Genomic DNA, 15,488 nt, shown 5'->3' on the forward strand with positions numbered 1-15,488 from the left:
TCCGTTGGAGTACTGGTGGATCATGTCTGTTGACGGAGCCGGCGGTGACAGGGAGCCGTCCGCGACCGAGGAACGCGCGCGGGTCACCGAGATGCTGGCGGCCGCGGCCAAGGGCCTCAGTCCCGACGACGTCCCCCAGGCGCTGTGCCGCGCCTGTGTGGAACTTCTGCCCGTCACCGGCGCATCCGTGTCCATCGCGAGCGGTCCGACGGTGCGTGCCACCTGGTGTGCCAGCGACTCCACGGCGGCCCGACTGGCGGAGGCGCAGTACACGCTCGGGGACGGCCCCTGCCAGTCCGCGATCGAACGCGCCGCGGCCGTGCTCGCGGACGACCTGACCAAGGCGCCGGACGCCGGTCGCTGGCCGGTCTTCGCCCACGAGGCCGTCGAGCTGGGCGTGCGGGCGGTGTTCTCGCTGCCGCTCGGTCTGGGCGGGGCCACGATCGGCACGCTCGACCTGTATCGCCACACGCCCGGGGCGCTGTCCTCGCGCGACCTGCGGATCGCGCTGTGGGCTCGGGACGCCGTCACGTTCGCCCTGATGAACCTTCATGCGGGGTACGACGCGGACGAACGGGCGAGCGAAGAAGGAGTAGCGTCGTGGATGGAGGCTTCCGAGGCCGACCACAGTGAGGTCTACCAAGCGGTCGGCATGGTGATGGTGCAGCTGAATCTCGGCCCCGAACAGGCTCTGGACCGGATGCGCGCGCGGGCTTTCGCCCAGGGCCGGACGGTGACCGAGGTGGCGCATGACATCCTCGTGCGCACGCTTCGGCTCGGGTCCGAGACCGAAGGCGGCGGCGAGGATGCCGGCCGGCGGGACGCCGGTGACGACGGACGAGAGGGCGGTCGGTGATGAACCGGGAACAGCAGCTCGCCGAGGCGCTGGTGGGGCTGGCCGACTCCCTCGCAGACGACGTCGACCCCGTCGTGCTCCTCGATCGGCTGGCTCTGAACTGCCTGGACCTCGTGGGGGCCGACGCGGTCGGGGTCATGATCGCCGGACGGCGCGGCGAGCTGCGCCTGATGGCCGCCACCGACCAGAGCGCCGCTCTCACGGAGTTCTTCCAGCTCCAGATCGACGAAGGTCCCTGTGTGGACTGCTATCGCAAGAGCGAGCGCATCGACGCTCCGGACCTCGACGACAGCGCCCACCGCTGGCCGCATGTGGCCCCGTACGCCCGAGAGCACGGATTCCGGGCCGCGCATGCGCTGCCCATGCGCGTGCATCACCAGACGGTGGGGGCCCTGAACCTTCTTCTGACCACCCCGGGCAGTCTGTCCCCGCTCGATCTGCACCTGGCTCAGGCTCTGGCCGACGTGACCACGGTCGCCCTCGTCAACTGGAGCCCGCGAACCGCTAACTGGAGCCCGCAACCGCTGCGTCCCACCGATGTCAGCAGCAGCGTCCAACGGGCAGTGGCCGCCAAGGCGACCGTCGACATCGCCACCGGCATGATCGCCGAGTACGGCGATCTCTCCCTGCCCGACGCCCGCTCGGCCCTGGGCGGCTGGGCCACCCGCAGCGGCCGCCGGCTCACCGAGGTCGCCCACGGTCTCGTCCAGCGCACGGTGCCCTTGACGGACGTGCTCAGCGCCCCTCGCTGACAGGGCGTCTCAGCGGGACACGGCCGTCGCCCACAGCGCGGCCACGACCACGACGGCGGCTGCCACCGTCATGACGCTGCGCACCACGGGCGACCACCGCTCCACCACCGATGCGTCCGGTCCCCTGCCGTCATGGGCTCGGACAGCGGACATGCGCTGCGGCCGATGCGCTTCCTGATGCATGCTTCCCACTCCCTCGTACCGGACGGCCGGGCGGGTTCCCGTTTCGGCGCCTGCCATGCCCCGCATACGGGGCCTCTAGGGCAGTGGGGTGCCTCCGGTGGCGTTGAGGATCTCCGCTGTGACGAAGCCGGCCTCCTGGGAGGCCAGGTAGACGTAGGCAGGGGCCAGTTCGGCGGGCTGGGCCGGGCGCCCCAACGGGCTTTGTTTGCCGAACTCCACCGTGTCGGGCAGGGTCGCGGGAATCAGAGGCGTCCACACCGGGCCCGGCGCGACGGCGTTGACGCGGATGCCGCGCTCGGCGAGCATCTGGGCCAGCCCCTGCGTGAAGGTCACGATCGCGCCCTTGGTCGTCGCGTAGTCCAGCAGATGCGGACTGGGCTTGTAGGCCTGCACCGAGGTGGAGTTGATGACACTGCCGCCCTTCGGGATGTGCGGCAGGGCGAACTTGGTCAGCCAGAACATGCCGTAGACGTTGGTGCGCATGACCCGGTCGAACTGCTCGGTCGTGATCGCCTCGATGCCGTCGGGCTGCGACATCTGGTAGGCCGCGTTGTTCACCAGGACGTCGATGCGCCCGAACTCCGTGACGGCCCGCTCGATCAGCGCACGGCAGTTGTCCTCCTCCCGGATGTCGCAGGCGACGGCCACCGCCTTGCGCCCGGCGTCCTCGACGAGCCGGGACGTCTCGCGCGCGTCGTCCGCCTCGTCCTCCAGGTAGGTGAAGAGCACATCGGCGCCCTCCCGTGCGAAGGCCAGCGCGACCGCTCGCCCGATGCCGGAGTCGCCGCCGGTGATGACGGTCCTGCGGTCCTTGAGGCGGCCGGCGCCGCGATAGGTCTTCTCCCCGTGGTCGGGCGGCGGGTCCATGGGCCCGGTCCACCCCGGGTGGGGCTGGTCCTGTGCCGGGAACTCGGGGCGCGGGTGCTGCGTCGTCGGATCCTGCTGCGTGTGCTGCGAATCGGCCACGTCTGCCTCCTGACCTCGGGGCGGTTCCGGACGGCCACCGGGTTCCCGTCGCACGGCGGCCGAAAAGCCCGAGGTGGGCGGGATCGCCCGGGCGCCGTCGCCGGACCCGGGCAGGATCGCCCTACGCTCCTGCCGCGAGACGGTCCCCCAGAGCCGTCCGCTCGTACAGCACGTAGTAGCCCTGGCGCCGGGCACCGAGCAGTCCCGCCGTGTGCAGGGCCGCCAGGTGGGACGACACGGTGGAGGGAGCCAGGCCGTGCCGCGCGGCGAGTTCCGTGGTGGAGGCGGGAACCCTCAGATCGGCCAGCAGCGCGGCGCGCCGCTGACCGAGGAGGCGGGCGAGGGCCGCGGGCGGCTGCGGGGCCGAGGTGGCGTGCAGGCGGCCCATCCCGCGGGCCGGGTAGATGACCGTCGGCTGCCAGGGCCGGGCGAAGCCGCTCACCACGTCCGGCCAGACGAAGACGCTGGGCATCAGCAGGATGCCTCGTCCGTCGGGGCGTTGGGCGTCCGCGTGGTCGGTGTACATGTGCAGGGTGAGCCGGTGGCCGGCCCAGCCGATGCCGGGGTGCAGGCCGGCGAGCAGCGCGTCGAGGCCGCCGTCCGCCGCCTGCCGTGAGCGATGGGCGATGTCGGCCGCCAGGACGGCACGGTGACGCGGCCAGTCCGGGGCGATCAGGGCGTGCCAGGCGAGTTCCGTGAGGTCGGCAAGGCGGCGCACGGCCTGGGCGGGGTCGTCAAGTGCGGCGCGGCCCTGCGGCGACTCGGCGAGACCCGGGGTGCCGGCGAGCGAGCGGACCATCTCCGCGCGGGCGAGCGCCGGGTCGGTGGCCCGCATCCGGGCCAGTTCGTCGTCGATGGAGGGATACGGCTCGTCGGGAGGCGCGCCCAGGAAGTCCGGGGTGTAACCGCCGGCGCGGGGCACGAACAGCCACAGGGGCGACAGGTCGAGCCCGGCGAGTGTACGGCGAAGTCGGCGCAGCCAGACCTGGTGGTAGCCGTGCCGGGCAGGTCGGCGCAGCATGCGCAGGGCCTCGTGCGTCTGGCACATCGGCGAGATCGCGAACCGGCAGCGGGTCAGATCGTCGGCGCCCAGGTGCAGGGTCAGCGGCAAGACGGCCTCCGTGAGCGGTTCCCGGCGGATCCGATTCGGTCCGGATCGAAACAGTAGAAGCTCCACGCCGCGCCCGGCACGCTTGCCCGACTGTTTCCCGACACCCCGGAGGTCACCTGGATGGGCGGCGTACGTCCCGCGGCGCGGCGCAGGGCCGCCGTCGTCACGGCGCTGATGCTGGCGGCGTTCACCTTCAACACCGCCGAGAACCTTCCCGTGGGGCTGCTGTCGCTCATGGCGGCCGATCTGCGGGTGCCGCTCGGTGCGGTGGGCACACTGGTCACCGGATACGGCCTGACGGTGGCCGTGGTGTCGCTGCCGGCCGCACGCCTCACCCGCTCCGTGCCGCGCCGGTACCTGCTGACCGGGCTGCTGGGGCTGCTGGCGGCGGCCAGCTGGGTGTCGGCGCTGGGGAGTGTCTCCTACGGGCTGCTGCTGGCGGCGCGGGTGGTCACCGCGTTGGCACAGGCATCGTTCTGGGTGGTGATGGGGCCGGTCGCGGTCGGCCTGTTCCCGCCCGAACGGCGTGGTCGCGTGATGGGGCTGCTGTCGGTCGGCGGTTCGCTGGCCACGGTGCTCGGCGTGCCGGCCGGGACCTGGCTGGGCGGACACAGTGGCTGGCGGGCGCCGTTCGTCGTGCTCGGTGCGCTCGCGCTCGTGTCACTCGTCGTCATTGCCGCCCTGCTGCCGGCCTCCCGCCCCCAGGACAGTCATGCGGCGTACGGCGCCGATCCGGACCGGCGCCGGTTTCTCGTCGTCGTCGCGACCACCGCCCTGTCGGTGACCGGGGTGTTCGCGGGCTTCACCTATGTCGTCGCCTTCCTCGACGAGGTCAGTGGCTTCGGCAAGGACACGGTGGGGGGCGTGCTGTTCGTGTTCGGGGCGGCCGCCCTGGCCGGTGTCGCGCTCACCGGGCCGCTCCTCGACCGTTTCCCGCGCGCCACGCTCACCGTGCCGGTGGGGACTCAGGCGGCGGCCATGCTCGGCCTGTGTGCGGCCGGGAGCAGTCAAGTAGCGGCGGTTGCGCTGTTCATGCTGCTCGGCGGATCCGTCGCGCCCGTTTTCATGGCGACGCAGAGCCAGGTGCTGCGGGTGGCGCCGGGCCGTACCGAGTCGGCGCTGGCGGTCAACTCGGCCGCGTTCAACGTGGGCGTGGCCGCCGGGTCGCTGCTGGGGGGCGTTCTCCTGCCCGTCGTCGGAGTGCGCGGGGCCTTTGCGGTCGGTGGGCTGCTCACCGCGGGGGCGCTCGCGTTGCTGGTCCGGCCGCAGCCCCGGGACTCGTCGACCGGTGTGCGCATACCCGTCGTCCCTGCCGAGTGATTCGGATCCCCAATGGGGCGGTAGCGGTCAACGACCCTCTGCCGACGGTCTATCGTGGCCGCATGTCCGTCCCCGAAATGATCCGCATCGTCTCCCGCGACTCGCCCATGGCGCTGGCCCAAGTGGAGCGTGTGCGCGCCGAGTTGGCGGTCCTGCATCCCGGCGTACGCACCGAGGTCGTGCCGGTGAAGACGACCGGTGACAAGTGGATGGGCGTCCTGTCCCAGGTGGAGGGCAAGGGGGCGTTCACCAAGGAGGTGGATGCCGCGCTGCTGGCGGGCGAGGCCGATCTCGCCGTGCACTGCCTCAAGGACGTGCCCGCCGACCGGCCGCTGCCGGCCGGTACGACGTTCGCCGCGTTCCTGAAGCGGGACGACATCCGTGACGCCCTGGTGCACCCGGACGGCCTCACCCTGGACGAGCTGCCGGCCGGCACCCGCATCGGCACCTCCGCGGTACGCCGGGTGGCCCAGCTGTCCGCCACCCACCCCCACCTGAAGTGTGTGCCGTTCCGCGGCAACGCCAACCGCAGGCTGGCGAAGCTGGCGGCCGGCGAGGCGGACGCGCTGCTGCTGGCGGCGGCCGGTCTCGAACGCATCGGACGCCAGGACGTGATCAGCGAGGTGCTGTCGCCGGACACGGTGATGCCGTCCATCGGTGCGGGCATCCTCGCCCTGCAGTGCCGTGAGGGCGACCGCGACCTCATCGACGCGGTCAGCGCACTCGGCGACCCGCACACGCACCAGGAGGCCACCGCGGAGCGGATGTTCCTGCACGTTCTGCAGGGCCACTGCAACAGCCCGATCGCCGGGTACGCGCGCGTGGAGGCCAGTGGGGAACTGTCGTTGCGGGCGTGTGTGTTCACCCCGGACGGCAAGACCCGCCTGAACGCCCACGAATGGGCCGGACGGCTCGACCCGGCCACCCTGGGAACATCGGTGGCCGTGGCGCTGCTGCGTCAGGGTGCCCGCGAGATCATCGACGGCATCCCGCACTGACCGGGCTGCCGCGCGGAGCCGGGGTCAGGCGGTGCCCTCTTCGGCCTGGTCCCGGAGGAAGTTGCTGACCTGGTGCGCTAGGCCGCCGTCCCGGCTTCCGCAGGTGTGGGCGCCGACGGGCTCCTCGTGCAGGCCGATGCCGCCCGTCCACAGCCGGCGGTCGGTCCACTCCTCCTCGACGCGCAGCTGGATCTGCACGTCGACCTGGCTCAGGCAGGTGTCCGGGCCGGCCGCGTACAGCACGGCGGTGGCCCGGCGCAGCGGGTAGACGTCGAAGCCCTCGATGAACTGCGAATTGCGCCAGTCGATGAACGCGGCCTCCCCGTCGGGGCCCAGGCGCACGTCGATCTGGCCGTCCTCGAGGTGGATGCCGAAGGAGCGGCTGCCGCGGTTCTCGACGGTGACCCGGAGGCTGAAGTACGTCAGCCCGGCCGCCGCGTCGTCGCGTCCGCGTGGGGGCTCGGCGGCTTCCAGTCGGTGGACGCGGACACGCAGGCCGGCATGCTCGTCGTACTCCTGCCAGTCCCCGACCACGTTCGGCTCGTACACAGTCCACCTCATCGACTTCAGAGAGCTGCTTCCTATCTGTGTGCTCAGGGCACTGTCAAATGAGCAGAATGCGCTGTGGCCAGCGCATTCACCCCCTTTGATCACTGATCAAGCCGTGCGCAGGAACAACGGTCGGAACACGCCCCACGGACGTGCACATGTGCGTGGGGCACATCACGTTCCCAAGGGGGTGATCAGCGGGCCAGCCGGCCCAGGAGCGAGGAGGCCGCGGTGATGCCGAGTGCGCCGGCCACGAGCAGCACCGCGAAGTCGAGGGCCACGTGCGCGTGGGTGCCGAGGAGGAGGCCGCGCAGGGCGTCCACCTGGTAGCTCAGCGGGTTGACCTTGCTGACGGCCTGGAGCCAGCCGGGCATGATCGAAACCGGGTACAGGGCGTTGGATCCGAAGAACAGCGGCATCGTGATGGCCTGCCCGAAGCCCATGAGGCGGTCACGGTTGAGGACGATGCCGGCGATGCTCATCGACAGGCAGGAGAAGAACGCGGATCCGAGCACCACGATCGCGCCGACGCCGAGCAGCTTCAGCGGGTTCCAGGTCAGCGCCACTCCGAGCACCGCGGCGATGAGGATGACGACGACGGCCTGGATCAATGACTTCACTCCGGCCGCGAACGCCTTGCCGGTGATCAGGGCCGAGCGCGGCGTCGGCGTGACCAGCAGCTTGTTCAGGATGCCGGCGTCGCGCTCCCAGATGATCTGGATGCCGTAGAAGATGGCGATGAACATCGCGGACTGGGCGATGATGCCGGGCGCCAGATAGTCCACGTAGGGGATGCCGCCGGTGGGGATCGCCTTGATGCGGGTGAAGGTCTGGCCGAAGATCAGCAGCCACAGGGCGGGCTGCACGGCGCGGGTGTACAGCTCGGTGCGGTCGTGGCGCAGCTTCTGCAGTTCGACGGCGCACATCGCGAACACGCGGGCGGGCAGCAGCCGCCAGCCCGCGCGGGGCCGGGGCGGCTTCAGCAACAGGTCGATGGCGGCTGCGGGGGTGGGTTCAGCCGACGCGGTGCGCGGTGCGGCGGGTGCTTCGGACATCGCGGAAACCTCCTGCCTGGTCGTCGAGTCCGCTGCCCGCGACATCCCGGAAGACGTCCTCCAGGGTGGGCAGCGCGTCGGTGGGCGCCGCGCCCTCGGCGCGCCTTCGCTCGCCGAGCCCTTCCCTGAGTTCCTCCGGGGTGCCGAGGGCCCGGATGCGGCCGCGGTGCATCAGGGCGACCCGGTCGCAGTACTGGTCGGCCTCGTCCATGTAGTGGGTGGTCACCAGCACGGTCATGCCGGTGGCGGCGCGCACGGCGTTGATGTGATCCCAGACCCCGGTGCGGGCTATCGGGTCGAGGCCGATGGTCGGCTCGTCGAGGATCAGCAGCCGGGGGGCGCTGACCAGCGCCTGCGCGAGTTCGAGGCGGCGGACCATGCCGCCGGAGTAGGTGCCGGCCAGCCGGTCGGCGGCGTCGGCGAGGCCGACTGCCGCCAGGGCCTGGCCTACGCGTTCGGCGCGTTCGGCGCGGGACACGTCGAAGACGCGGGCGAACAGGGCGACGTTCTCGCGGCCGGTGAGTCCGGCGTCGGCGGACAGCTGCTGCGGGACGTAGCCCAGCAGGCGCCGTACGGCTATCCGGTCCTTGGCCGCGTCGTGGCCGAAGACGCGGACCATTCCGGCGGGGACCGGCAGCAGGGTGGTGATGCAGCGGATGGCGGTCGTCTTGCCGGCGCCGTTGGGTCCGAGCAGGCCGAAGACCTCTCCCTCGGCCACCGACAGTTCGAGTCCGTCGACCGCGTTCGTCTCGCCGAAGGCGTAGGCGAGTCCGGTGCAGGTGACGGCCTCGGCCTGCCCGGTGTCGGCGTTCCGCGTCATGTCTTTTCGGCCTCCTCGTGCAGGGTGTCGGCCAGTCTGCGCAGGGCGGGGATCGCCGTGCGCAGTGCCTCCCGGTCCGTGTCGTCGAGACGGGACAGCCCGCCGCGTACGAGTTCGGCGCGCCGCTTGCGCCATTCGGCGAGCCGGGCCTCGGCCGCGGGCGTCGGCATCAGCCGGGCGGCGCGCCGGTCGGCGGGGTCGGTCTGGCGGACCAGATAGCCCTGCCGGGAGAGCTGGTTGACCAGCGTCGAGACCGAATTGCCCGCCAGGTGCAGCTCCTTGGCGGCATCGGATATGCCGATGCCGGGCCGGGTGACGACCAGGCGCAGCAGCTCCACCTCGGCGCCGCGCAGCTGCGGGGCGATCTGCGGGCGCAGACGGCGCCTGACGAGCCGCTGGACGCCGATGAGGGCGTCGATCAGCTCGTCCGGGAAGGTTTCGGATTCCACATCGGCAGATTATCTCTGTAGCAGAGGTAATGAACCCAAGGAACGGTCAAGCACACAGCAGCCGCCCCTAATGTCCGCATTTGTTTGTGATGCACAGATTCCGGGCATCAGTACCTGGTGCTTCGGACAGGAGGCACGTCCGTGGGAGCCGGTCGGGCCCCGGATGTCTCCGCAGGTCCGAGCCGCATCTACCATGGCGCCCGTCCCCCCATGCACCGCCTCAGGGAGGTGCGCATCATGCGTGTCGCCAGCGCCAGCACAAAACCCCATCCGCACGACGATGCCCCCGACACCGCCGAGGCTTTCGCCCGGCTCGCGCGGCTGTCCGAAGGGCCGCAACGCAGGCAGCTTCGGGACCAACTGGTCCAGGCCTGGCTGCCGATGGCCGAGCGGATCGCCGTCCGGTTCAAGGGGCGCGGAGAATCCCTGGAGGACCTGTACCAGGTCGCGGCCCTCGGACTGGTCAAGGCCGTCGACCACTACGACCCCGCCCGCGGCCACGCCTTCGAGGCGTACGCGGTGCCGACCATCACCGGTGAGATCAAGCGGCACTTCCGCGACCACATGTGGACGCTGCATGTGCCGCGCCGGGTCCAGGACCTGCGCAACAGGGTGCGGCAGGCCGTGAAGGAACTGTCCCAGGCGACCCCGGGGCGCAGACCGACCGTCGCCGAGATCGCCCGGCACGCGCATCTGAGCGAGGGCGAGGTGCGCACCGGGATGGAAGCCCTGGAGTGCTTCACCGCGCTGTCACTGGACGCCGAGATGCCCGGCACCGACGGGTACGCCCTGACGGACGCGATCGGCGGCCCCGACCCGGCCTACGACGTCGTCGTCGACCGCGTGGCGGTCAGGCCCTGTCTGCAGGCGCTCCCGGAGCGCGAGCGCACCATCCTGTATCTCCGCTTCTTCGGAGGCATGACGCAAAGCCGCATCGCCCAGCAGCTCGGTATCTCACAGATGCATGTCTCCCGGCTGCTCAGCGGCTGCTTCGACCAGCTGCGCGCGGAACTCCTGGCGGAGACCGGCTGAGCGCCCTGCCGCCCGGCCGTACGCGGGTCCCGTCGCCTCACCGCTCCGGTGGGGCCTCGGGGATCTGCGTGGGGCCGTGGCGGTCCAGGGCGTCCTCGAGTTCGGCCTTGATCTCCGGGGGCAGCTCCCCGTTGCGCCCCCAGATGAGAATGAGCTCGGCGACATTGCGGAGCTTGATGTTCGTGTGCTGGGAGACGTCCTTCAGCACCGCCCATCCCTGGTCCGGCGCCACCCTGCCCAGCGCGACCATCATCCCGATCGCCTGGTCCACGACGGCGTGCGAGACGATGGCTTCCTTCAGCTGATCGACTTCTTCCTGCAGCGCGAAGATGCGATCCGTCTCGTCGGCAGGTTCATGCGGTACCTGTGCCACTCGTCCATAGTGGCACTCACCCGGCCCGCCGCCACCGGCGGCAACCGCCACGGCACCCGTTTCGGCCCCCCTCAGGGGGTACTCGGCAGGCGCATCGTGCGGTCCCGGTTGGACACTGGTACCGGACCGGTGGCCGCCGATCGACGAGACCAGGACGCAACTGCCATGAACCACGACTCCTCACGCCCACGCGGCGTGACACGCATCGTCACCTCGGCCTCCGTGTTCGGGGCGCCGTGCTGGGTGAGCCTGACCAGTCGCGACGTCGACGCCACCGAGGACTTCTACGGGGCGGTGCTGGGCTGGGAGTGGCGCTCCGCCAAGCTCGGGGACCGCTTCCGGATGGCCATGGTGGACGGCACGCCCGTGGCCGGGATCGCCGCCGTCGCCGACATGTGGCAGATGGCGGTGGCGTGGACGCCGTACTTCGCCGTGCCCAGTGCGGACGAGGCCGTGGCGCGGGCCCAGGAACGGGGCGGGACGGCCGCGGTCGGCCCGATCTCGTTCCCGCCGGGGCGGGCGGCCCTGCTCGCCGACCGGGACGGGGCGACCTTCGGGATCTGGGAGGGGGCGCTGATCGCCGACTGGGAGAAGTGGCGGCACGCGGCCCCGGCCTTCATCAGACTCCACACCCGCGACGCCTTCGACGCCGCGATCTTCTACGGCGAGGTGCTGGACTGGGCCTCGGAGCGGCCCGGCTGCTGCGAGGTCCAGTACGAGGGCGGTGAGGTGGTGCTGCGCAGCCAGGGCGACATCGTGGCCCGCATCGAGTCCGGGGCCCTGGGGGCGGCGCCCGACCCCACCATCCGGCCCCACTGGCAGATCCACTTCGCGGTCGAGGACGTGACGGCCTGTGTACGGGCCGCCGAGGTGCACGGCGGCAGCGTCCTGTCGAAGGGCAGCGACGAGGCCGTGCTGCGCGACGCCGACGGCGCGCAGTTCACGGTGACCTCGCGCCGCGAGCGCTGAGGGGACGCTCCGCCGGGTCAGCCGGCCGACTACGGAAGTGCCACGTGGTGTCGTGGGTCGCCTTCTAGCGCCGTCGTGACTTGTCGCGCCCCGCGGCGGAGCCGCACGCCGATACAGCCCCGCTCCCCTTTGGGGCACGGCGGGGTCTCGACAGGAGCACCAGGCTGCGGCGCTCGACCAGGAGCCCGGTGTTCGCCTTGTACTCCGACTCGTCCGGCGGCCCGTGCGGCTCGGCGGTGTCGATCACGGTCGTCCAGCGTTCGCCGTACGCGACGTCCGGCAGCCGGAACTCCACCGGCTCCCAGTAGCTGTTCAGCAGGAGCAGGAACGAGTCGTCCACGACGGGTCGTCCGCACGGGTCGGGTTCGGCGATGGCGTCACCGTTCAGGAACACGGCCACGGAGTGGGCGTCGGAGCGCTGCCAGTCCTCCTCCGTCATCTCCTGCGCGTCCGGCGCCAGCCACACCAGGTCCGGCAGCGGCCGGCGCGGACCGGTCGCGGTCTCGCCGCGGAAGAACCGGCGGCGGCGCAGCACCGGGTGGGCGGCCCGCAGAGCGATGACGTACCGGGTGAACTCGGCGAGTTCCCGCTGCTCCTCGGTCAGCTCCCAGTCGACCCAGGAGATTTCGTTGTCCTGGCAGTAGGCGTTGTTGTTGCCGCGCTGGGTGCGGCCGAGTTCGTCACCGTGGCCGATCATCGGGATGCCCTGCGAGAGCAGCAGGGTGGCCAGGAAGTTGCGTTGCTGGCGGGCGCGCAGCTCCAGCACGCCCGGGTCGTCGGTGTCGCCCTCGACGCCGCAGTTCCAGGACCGGTTGACGCTCTCGCCGTCCCGGTTGCCCTCCCCGTTGGCCTCGTTGTGCTTGTCGTTGTACGAGACCAGGTCGCGCAGGGTGAAGCCGTCGTGCGCGGTGACGAAGTTGACGCTGGCCCGGGGGCGGCGCCGGCTGTGCGCGTACAGGTCCGCGGAGCCGGTCAGCCGGGAGGCGAACTCGCCGAGCGTGTGCTCGCCGCCGCGCCAGAAGTCCCGTACGGCGTCGCGGTACTTGCCGTTCCACTCCGACCACAGCGGCGGGAAGTTCCCCACCTGGTAGCCGCCCTCCCCCACGTCCCACGGCTCCGCGATCAGCTTGACGCGGCTGATGACCGGGTCCTGCTGGATCAGGTCGAAGAACGCCGACAGCCGGTCCACCTCGTGGAACTGCCGGGCCAGTGTGGCCGCGAGGTCGAAGCGGAAGCCGTCGACGTGCATGTCGGTGACCCAGTACCGCAGCGAGTCCATGATCAGCTGCAGTACGTAGGGGTGACGCATCAGCAGGCTGTTGCCGGTGCCGGTGGTGTCGTAGTAGTGGCTCCAGTCGCCGTCCACCAGACGGTAGTACGAGGCGTTGTCGATCCCGCGGAAGGAGAGCGTGGGGCCCTTCTCGTTGCCCTCGGCGGTGTGGTTGTAGACGACGTCGAGGATGACTTCGAGACCGGCCGCGTGCAGCGCCTTCACCATCGACTTGAACTCGGTGACCTGTCCGCCGCGGGTGCCGTGGGCGGCGTAGGCGTTGTGCGGGGCGAAGAAGCCGATCGTGTTGTAGCCCCAGTAGTTGGACAGGCCGCGGCCCTGCAGCACTCCGTCCTGGACGTACTGGTGCACCGGCATCAGTTCCACCGCGGTCACGCCCAGCTTCGTCAGGTGCTCGAGCACCGCGGGGTGAGCGAGTCCGGCGTAGGTGCCGCGGAGTTCGGGCGGGACATCGGGGTGGGTGCGGGTCAGACCACGAACATGGGCCTCATAGATCACGCTGTCGGCGTACGGCTGCCGCGGCGGCCGGTCGTCGCCCCAGTCGAAGGCCGGGTCGGTGACCACGCCGAGCATGGTGTGCCCGGCGCTGTCCGACCGGGACCGGCCGTGCGGGGCCCGCTCGAAGAGGGAGGCGTGGTTGTCCACCTGCCCGTCGACCGCCCTGGTGTACGGGTCGAGGAGGAGTTTCGCCGGGTTGCAGCGGTGGCCCAGCTGCGGATGCCACGGGCCGTGCACCCGGTAGCCGTAGCGCTGTCCCGGCCCGATGTCCGGCAGGTAGCAGTGCCAGACGAAGCCGTCGACCTCGGTGACCGGGACGCGGCGCTCACCGCCGTCGTCGACGAGGACGAGTTCGACGCGTTGGGCCACCTCGCTGAAGAGCGCGAAGTTGGTGCCGTTCCCGTCGTAGGAGGCACCCAATGGGTAGGGGTGCCCGCTCCAGACGGGCACCCCTGGCTTGCGGCGGCGCTTCGCCGTCACCGGGCATCCTCCAGGATGCCGTCCGGCTCGCGCACCTGCCCGGCGAGAGCCAGGGCCGGCATCTCGCGGGGCACCTGGAGCACCTCGCGCAGGCTCGGCGCGGGCGCCAGGGGCACCAGGGGCACCCGTTCGCCGGCCCTGGCCCGCTGCGAGAACCAGATGACCTTGCTGCCGGTGTCCGTGGCGCAGCAGCCCCAGCCGTCGCTCATCGCGGCGATCCGCTGCAGACAGGCCCGCAGGTCCTGGTCGGGACGCAGGTCGCAGTCGTTCTCCCCCACGGCGGTGATCAGATGCTGTCCGTTCCACCACATCTCGACCGACGTGTTCTTGTCCGTGGCGTGCTCGTCGATGGCCTTCAGCAGCAGCTCGGCGCCGCTGGTGACGGGCTCGACCAGTGTCTCGAGGTCCCAGAGCCGGAGATGCGCGGCCAGGATGCGCCGTACCTGTCCGACCCGTTCGGGGCTGACTTCCACATCGAGGTGGTAGTAGCAGGGCACTGCGGTCTTCATCTTCGTTGGCTCCTCACCCGCGAAGCTCCCGCTCCTTCTCGCCCCTGTGGGACGAGCCCCGAACGCGAAGCGTGAGCGTGGATCGCTTCTGAGTCACCTCAAGGTTGGGTGAGCTAGACCATTCGTGCAACACGAGCACATCCGGCGTGCGGGATGCCCGTCAGACATGGTTGAAGATCCAACAAGACGCTGAGTCGCCACCCGTGCACCATATGTGAAGACCTCGATACCCGTAACGGATCCGTGCGTGCCCACGCGCGGCCGCCCGACGGTCGGGAGACGTGCGATCGAGCCCCGGAGAAAGAGAAGGCGTCATGCTGCTACCGGCCAAAGCCGAAGTGGCCCGGCAACTGCGGCGGTACCGGGCCTGGGAACGCGTCATGCTCGCGTCCCCCGCCGACCGCGCGGTGCGCGCCACCTTCGAGGACTCGGGCTACACCCTGTGCGTGCTGATGGGCAAGCGCTGCGCCCGCGAGGCCGCGGACGCCGCCGAGCGCTATCTGGGGTCCACCCTGGGCGCCTATCTCCGGGAGCAGAACGAGCGGCCCCGAACGGGTGCGGCCGAGCGGCGCGGGCCCCCGCAGGCACAACAGCATTTCGCCGCAGGGAGGTAGGCCTCCCTGCGGCTCAACGCATATGTCGCAGTTTGTATCCCTCGACCGGGCCGAAGACCCGGTCTCCAGCACGGTGGAGGTGAGACCCATGAGTTCGATTCCGGCCATCGGCCGCATCCCGGTGCGGGACGTCCACCCGGCGGTGGAGTGCGGAAAGCACCCGGCCAAGGCGGTCGTCGGGGAGACGTTCGAGGTCACCGCCACCGTGTTCCGGGAAGGCCATGACGCGGTCGCCGCCAATGTCGTCCTGACCGATCCGGAGGGCCAGCACGGCCCGTGGACGCCGATGCGGGAACTGGCTCCCGGCTCCGACCGCTGGGGCGCCGAGGTCACACCCACCTCCGAAGGTCACTGGACGTATCGGGTGGAGGCCTGGAGCGACCCGGTGACCACGTGGCGGCGCACCGCCCGCATCAAGATCCCGGCCGGCATCGACACCGGACTGGTGCTGGAGGAGGGCGGCGACCTGCACGAGAAGCTGGCCGCCGGTGTGCCCGAGGGCCCGGGGCGTGCCGCGGTGCTGGCGGCGGCGGCGACCTTGCGCGACGACTCGCTGCCGGTCGCCACCCGTCTGGCGGCGGCGTTGACGCCGGAGGTGGACGCGGTGCTGGCCCGCCATCCGCTGCGGGAGTTCGTCACCGCCTCGCAGACCCTGCCGCTGCT

18 protein-coding genes are annotated in these 15,488 nt (G+C 71.1%); 8 read left to right on the top strand and 10 right to left on the bottom strand.

Annotated elements, in window-relative coordinates; all coding sequences use genetic code 11:
• Window positions 1-22 precede the first annotated feature (22 nt).
• Together ACIBW9_RS34675 and ACIBW9_RS34680 are read left to right on the top strand one after the other, a co-directional pair.
• Window positions 23-856, top strand: a complete 834-nt coding sequence (locus tag ACIBW9_RS34675) for a GAF and ANTAR domain-containing protein (protein ID WP_398960985.1) — start codon at window positions 23-25, stop codon at window positions 854-856.
• Window positions 856-1,608 (top strand): GAF domain-containing protein, encoded by a 753-nt coding sequence (locus tag ACIBW9_RS34680; RefSeq protein WP_398960986.1) that lies wholly within the window; start codon window positions 856-858, stop codon window positions 1,606-1,608. The genes ACIBW9_RS34675 and ACIBW9_RS34680 overlap by 1 nt, the downstream gene beginning before the upstream one ends.
• 9 nt (window positions 1,609-1,617) lie before the next feature.
• Here the strand turns inward: ACIBW9_RS34680 and ACIBW9_RS34685 are convergent, their stop codons facing one another.
• The 3 genes from ACIBW9_RS34685 to ACIBW9_RS34695 form a co-directional block, all read right to left on the bottom strand.
• Complete coding sequence (locus ACIBW9_RS34685) at window positions 1,618-1,791, bottom strand: hypothetical protein (RefSeq protein ID WP_398960987.1); 174 nt, start codon at window positions 1,789-1,791, stop codon at window positions 1,618-1,620.
• 75 nt (window positions 1,792-1,866) lie between these two features.
• Window positions 1,867-2,757, bottom strand: a complete 891-nt coding sequence (locus ACIBW9_RS34690; RefSeq protein ID WP_398960988.1) for an SDR family oxidoreductase — start codon at window positions 2,755-2,757, stop codon at window positions 1,867-1,869.
• Window positions 2,758-2,878: 121 nt separating this feature from the next.
• On the bottom strand, window positions 2,879-3,868 hold the full coding sequence (locus ACIBW9_RS34695) for a DUF5937 family protein (RefSeq protein WP_398960989.1): 990 nt from the start codon (window positions 3,866-3,868) through the stop codon (window positions 2,879-2,881).
• A gap of 120 nt (window positions 3,869-3,988) precedes the next feature.
• Here ACIBW9_RS34695 and ACIBW9_RS34700 point away from each other — a divergent pair, with 120 nt between their 5' ends.
• Both ACIBW9_RS34700 and hemC read left to right on the top strand, forming a co-directional pair.
• Complete coding sequence (locus tag ACIBW9_RS34700) at window positions 3,989-5,188, top strand: MFS transporter (protein WP_398960990.1); 1,200 nt, start codon at window positions 3,989-3,991, stop codon at window positions 5,186-5,188.
• Between the two features lie 62 nt (window positions 5,189-5,250).
• The gene (gene hemC, locus ACIBW9_RS34705) at window positions 5,251-6,186 is read left to right on the top strand and encodes a hydroxymethylbilane synthase (RefSeq protein ID WP_398960991.1); all 936 of its coding nucleotides are present in this window, start codon (window positions 5,251-5,253) and stop codon (window positions 6,184-6,186) included.
• Between the two features lie 24 nt (window positions 6,187-6,210).
• Here hemC and ACIBW9_RS34710 read toward each other — a convergent pair whose 3' ends face one another.
• From ACIBW9_RS34710 to ACIBW9_RS34725, 4 genes are all read right to left on the bottom strand, one after another.
• Entirely contained in the window at window positions 6,211-6,735 is a 525-nt protein-coding gene (locus tag ACIBW9_RS34710) for a hypothetical protein (RefSeq protein ID WP_115912477.1), read from the bottom strand.
• A 194-nt stretch (window positions 6,736-6,929) separates the two neighbouring features.
• Window positions 6,930-7,790, bottom strand: coding sequence for an ABC transporter permease (locus ACIBW9_RS34715; protein WP_398960992.1), 861 nt, complete (start codon window positions 7,788-7,790; stop codon window positions 6,930-6,932).
• Entirely contained in the window at window positions 7,750-8,610 is an 861-nt protein-coding gene (locus ACIBW9_RS34720; protein WP_398960993.1) for an ATP-binding cassette domain-containing protein, read from the bottom strand. The genes ACIBW9_RS34715 and ACIBW9_RS34720 overlap by 41 nt, the downstream gene beginning before the upstream one ends.
• The gene (locus tag ACIBW9_RS34725; RefSeq protein ID WP_398960994.1) at window positions 8,607-9,059 is read right to left on the bottom strand and encodes a MarR family winged helix-turn-helix transcriptional regulator; all 453 of its coding nucleotides are present in this window, start codon (window positions 9,057-9,059) and stop codon (window positions 8,607-8,609) included. The genes ACIBW9_RS34720 and ACIBW9_RS34725 overlap by 4 nt, the downstream gene beginning before the upstream one ends.
• Window positions 9,060-9,296: 237 nt before the next feature.
• Here ACIBW9_RS34725 and ACIBW9_RS34730 point away from each other — a divergent pair, with 237 nt between their 5' ends.
• Window positions 9,297-10,091, top strand: a complete 795-nt coding sequence (locus ACIBW9_RS34730) for a SigB/SigF/SigG family RNA polymerase sigma factor (RefSeq protein WP_398960995.1) — start codon at window positions 9,297-9,299, stop codon at window positions 10,089-10,091.
• A 37-nt stretch (window positions 10,092-10,128) separates the two neighbouring features.
• Here the strand turns inward: ACIBW9_RS34730 and ACIBW9_RS34735 are convergent, their stop codons facing one another.
• A complete protein-coding gene (locus ACIBW9_RS34735; RefSeq protein ID WP_398960996.1) occupies window positions 10,129-10,464 on the bottom strand; it encodes an ANTAR domain-containing protein in 336 nt (111 codons plus the stop codon).
• Window positions 10,465-10,629: 165 nt separating this feature from the next.
• On the opposite strand from ACIBW9_RS34735, the gene ACIBW9_RS34740 reads away from it, so the two are divergent.
• Window positions 10,630-11,433, top strand: coding sequence for a VOC family protein (locus ACIBW9_RS34740; RefSeq protein ID WP_398960997.1), 804 nt, complete (start codon window positions 10,630-10,632; stop codon window positions 11,431-11,433).
• 64 nt (window positions 11,434-11,497) lie between these two features.
• On the opposite strand, the gene glgX is transcribed toward ACIBW9_RS34740, so the two are convergent.
• Together glgX and ACIBW9_RS34750 are read right to left on the bottom strand one after the other, a co-directional pair.
• Window positions 11,498-13,702: a glycogen debranching protein GlgX gene (gene glgX / locus ACIBW9_RS34745; RefSeq protein ID WP_398960998.1), complete on the bottom strand. Its 2,205-nt coding sequence runs from the start codon at window positions 13,700-13,702 to the stop codon at window positions 11,498-11,500.
• The gene (locus ACIBW9_RS34750; protein WP_390697782.1) at window positions 13,699-14,211 is read right to left on the bottom strand and encodes a pep a2; all 513 of its coding nucleotides are present in this window, start codon (window positions 14,209-14,211) and stop codon (window positions 13,699-13,701) included. The genes glgX and ACIBW9_RS34750 overlap by 4 nt, the downstream gene beginning before the upstream one ends.
• Window positions 14,212-14,525: 314 nt before the next feature.
• On the opposite strand from ACIBW9_RS34750, the gene ACIBW9_RS34755 reads away from it, so the two are divergent.
• Entirely contained in the window at window positions 14,526-14,825 is a 300-nt protein-coding gene (locus tag ACIBW9_RS34755) for a DUF5133 domain-containing protein (RefSeq protein ID WP_389083363.1), read from the top strand.
• An 88-nt stretch (window positions 14,826-14,913) separates the two neighbouring features.
• Window positions 14,914-15,488 (top strand): maltotransferase domain-containing protein (locus tag ACIBW9_RS34760; RefSeq protein WP_398960999.1); only part of this gene is annotated, 575 nt, incomplete at its 3' end.

Origin of the sequence: Streptomyces sp. NPDC049541 (assembly GCF_044465725.1) — a bacterium.
GTDB lineage: Bacteria > Actinomycetota > Actinomycetes > Streptomycetales > Streptomycetaceae > Streptomyces.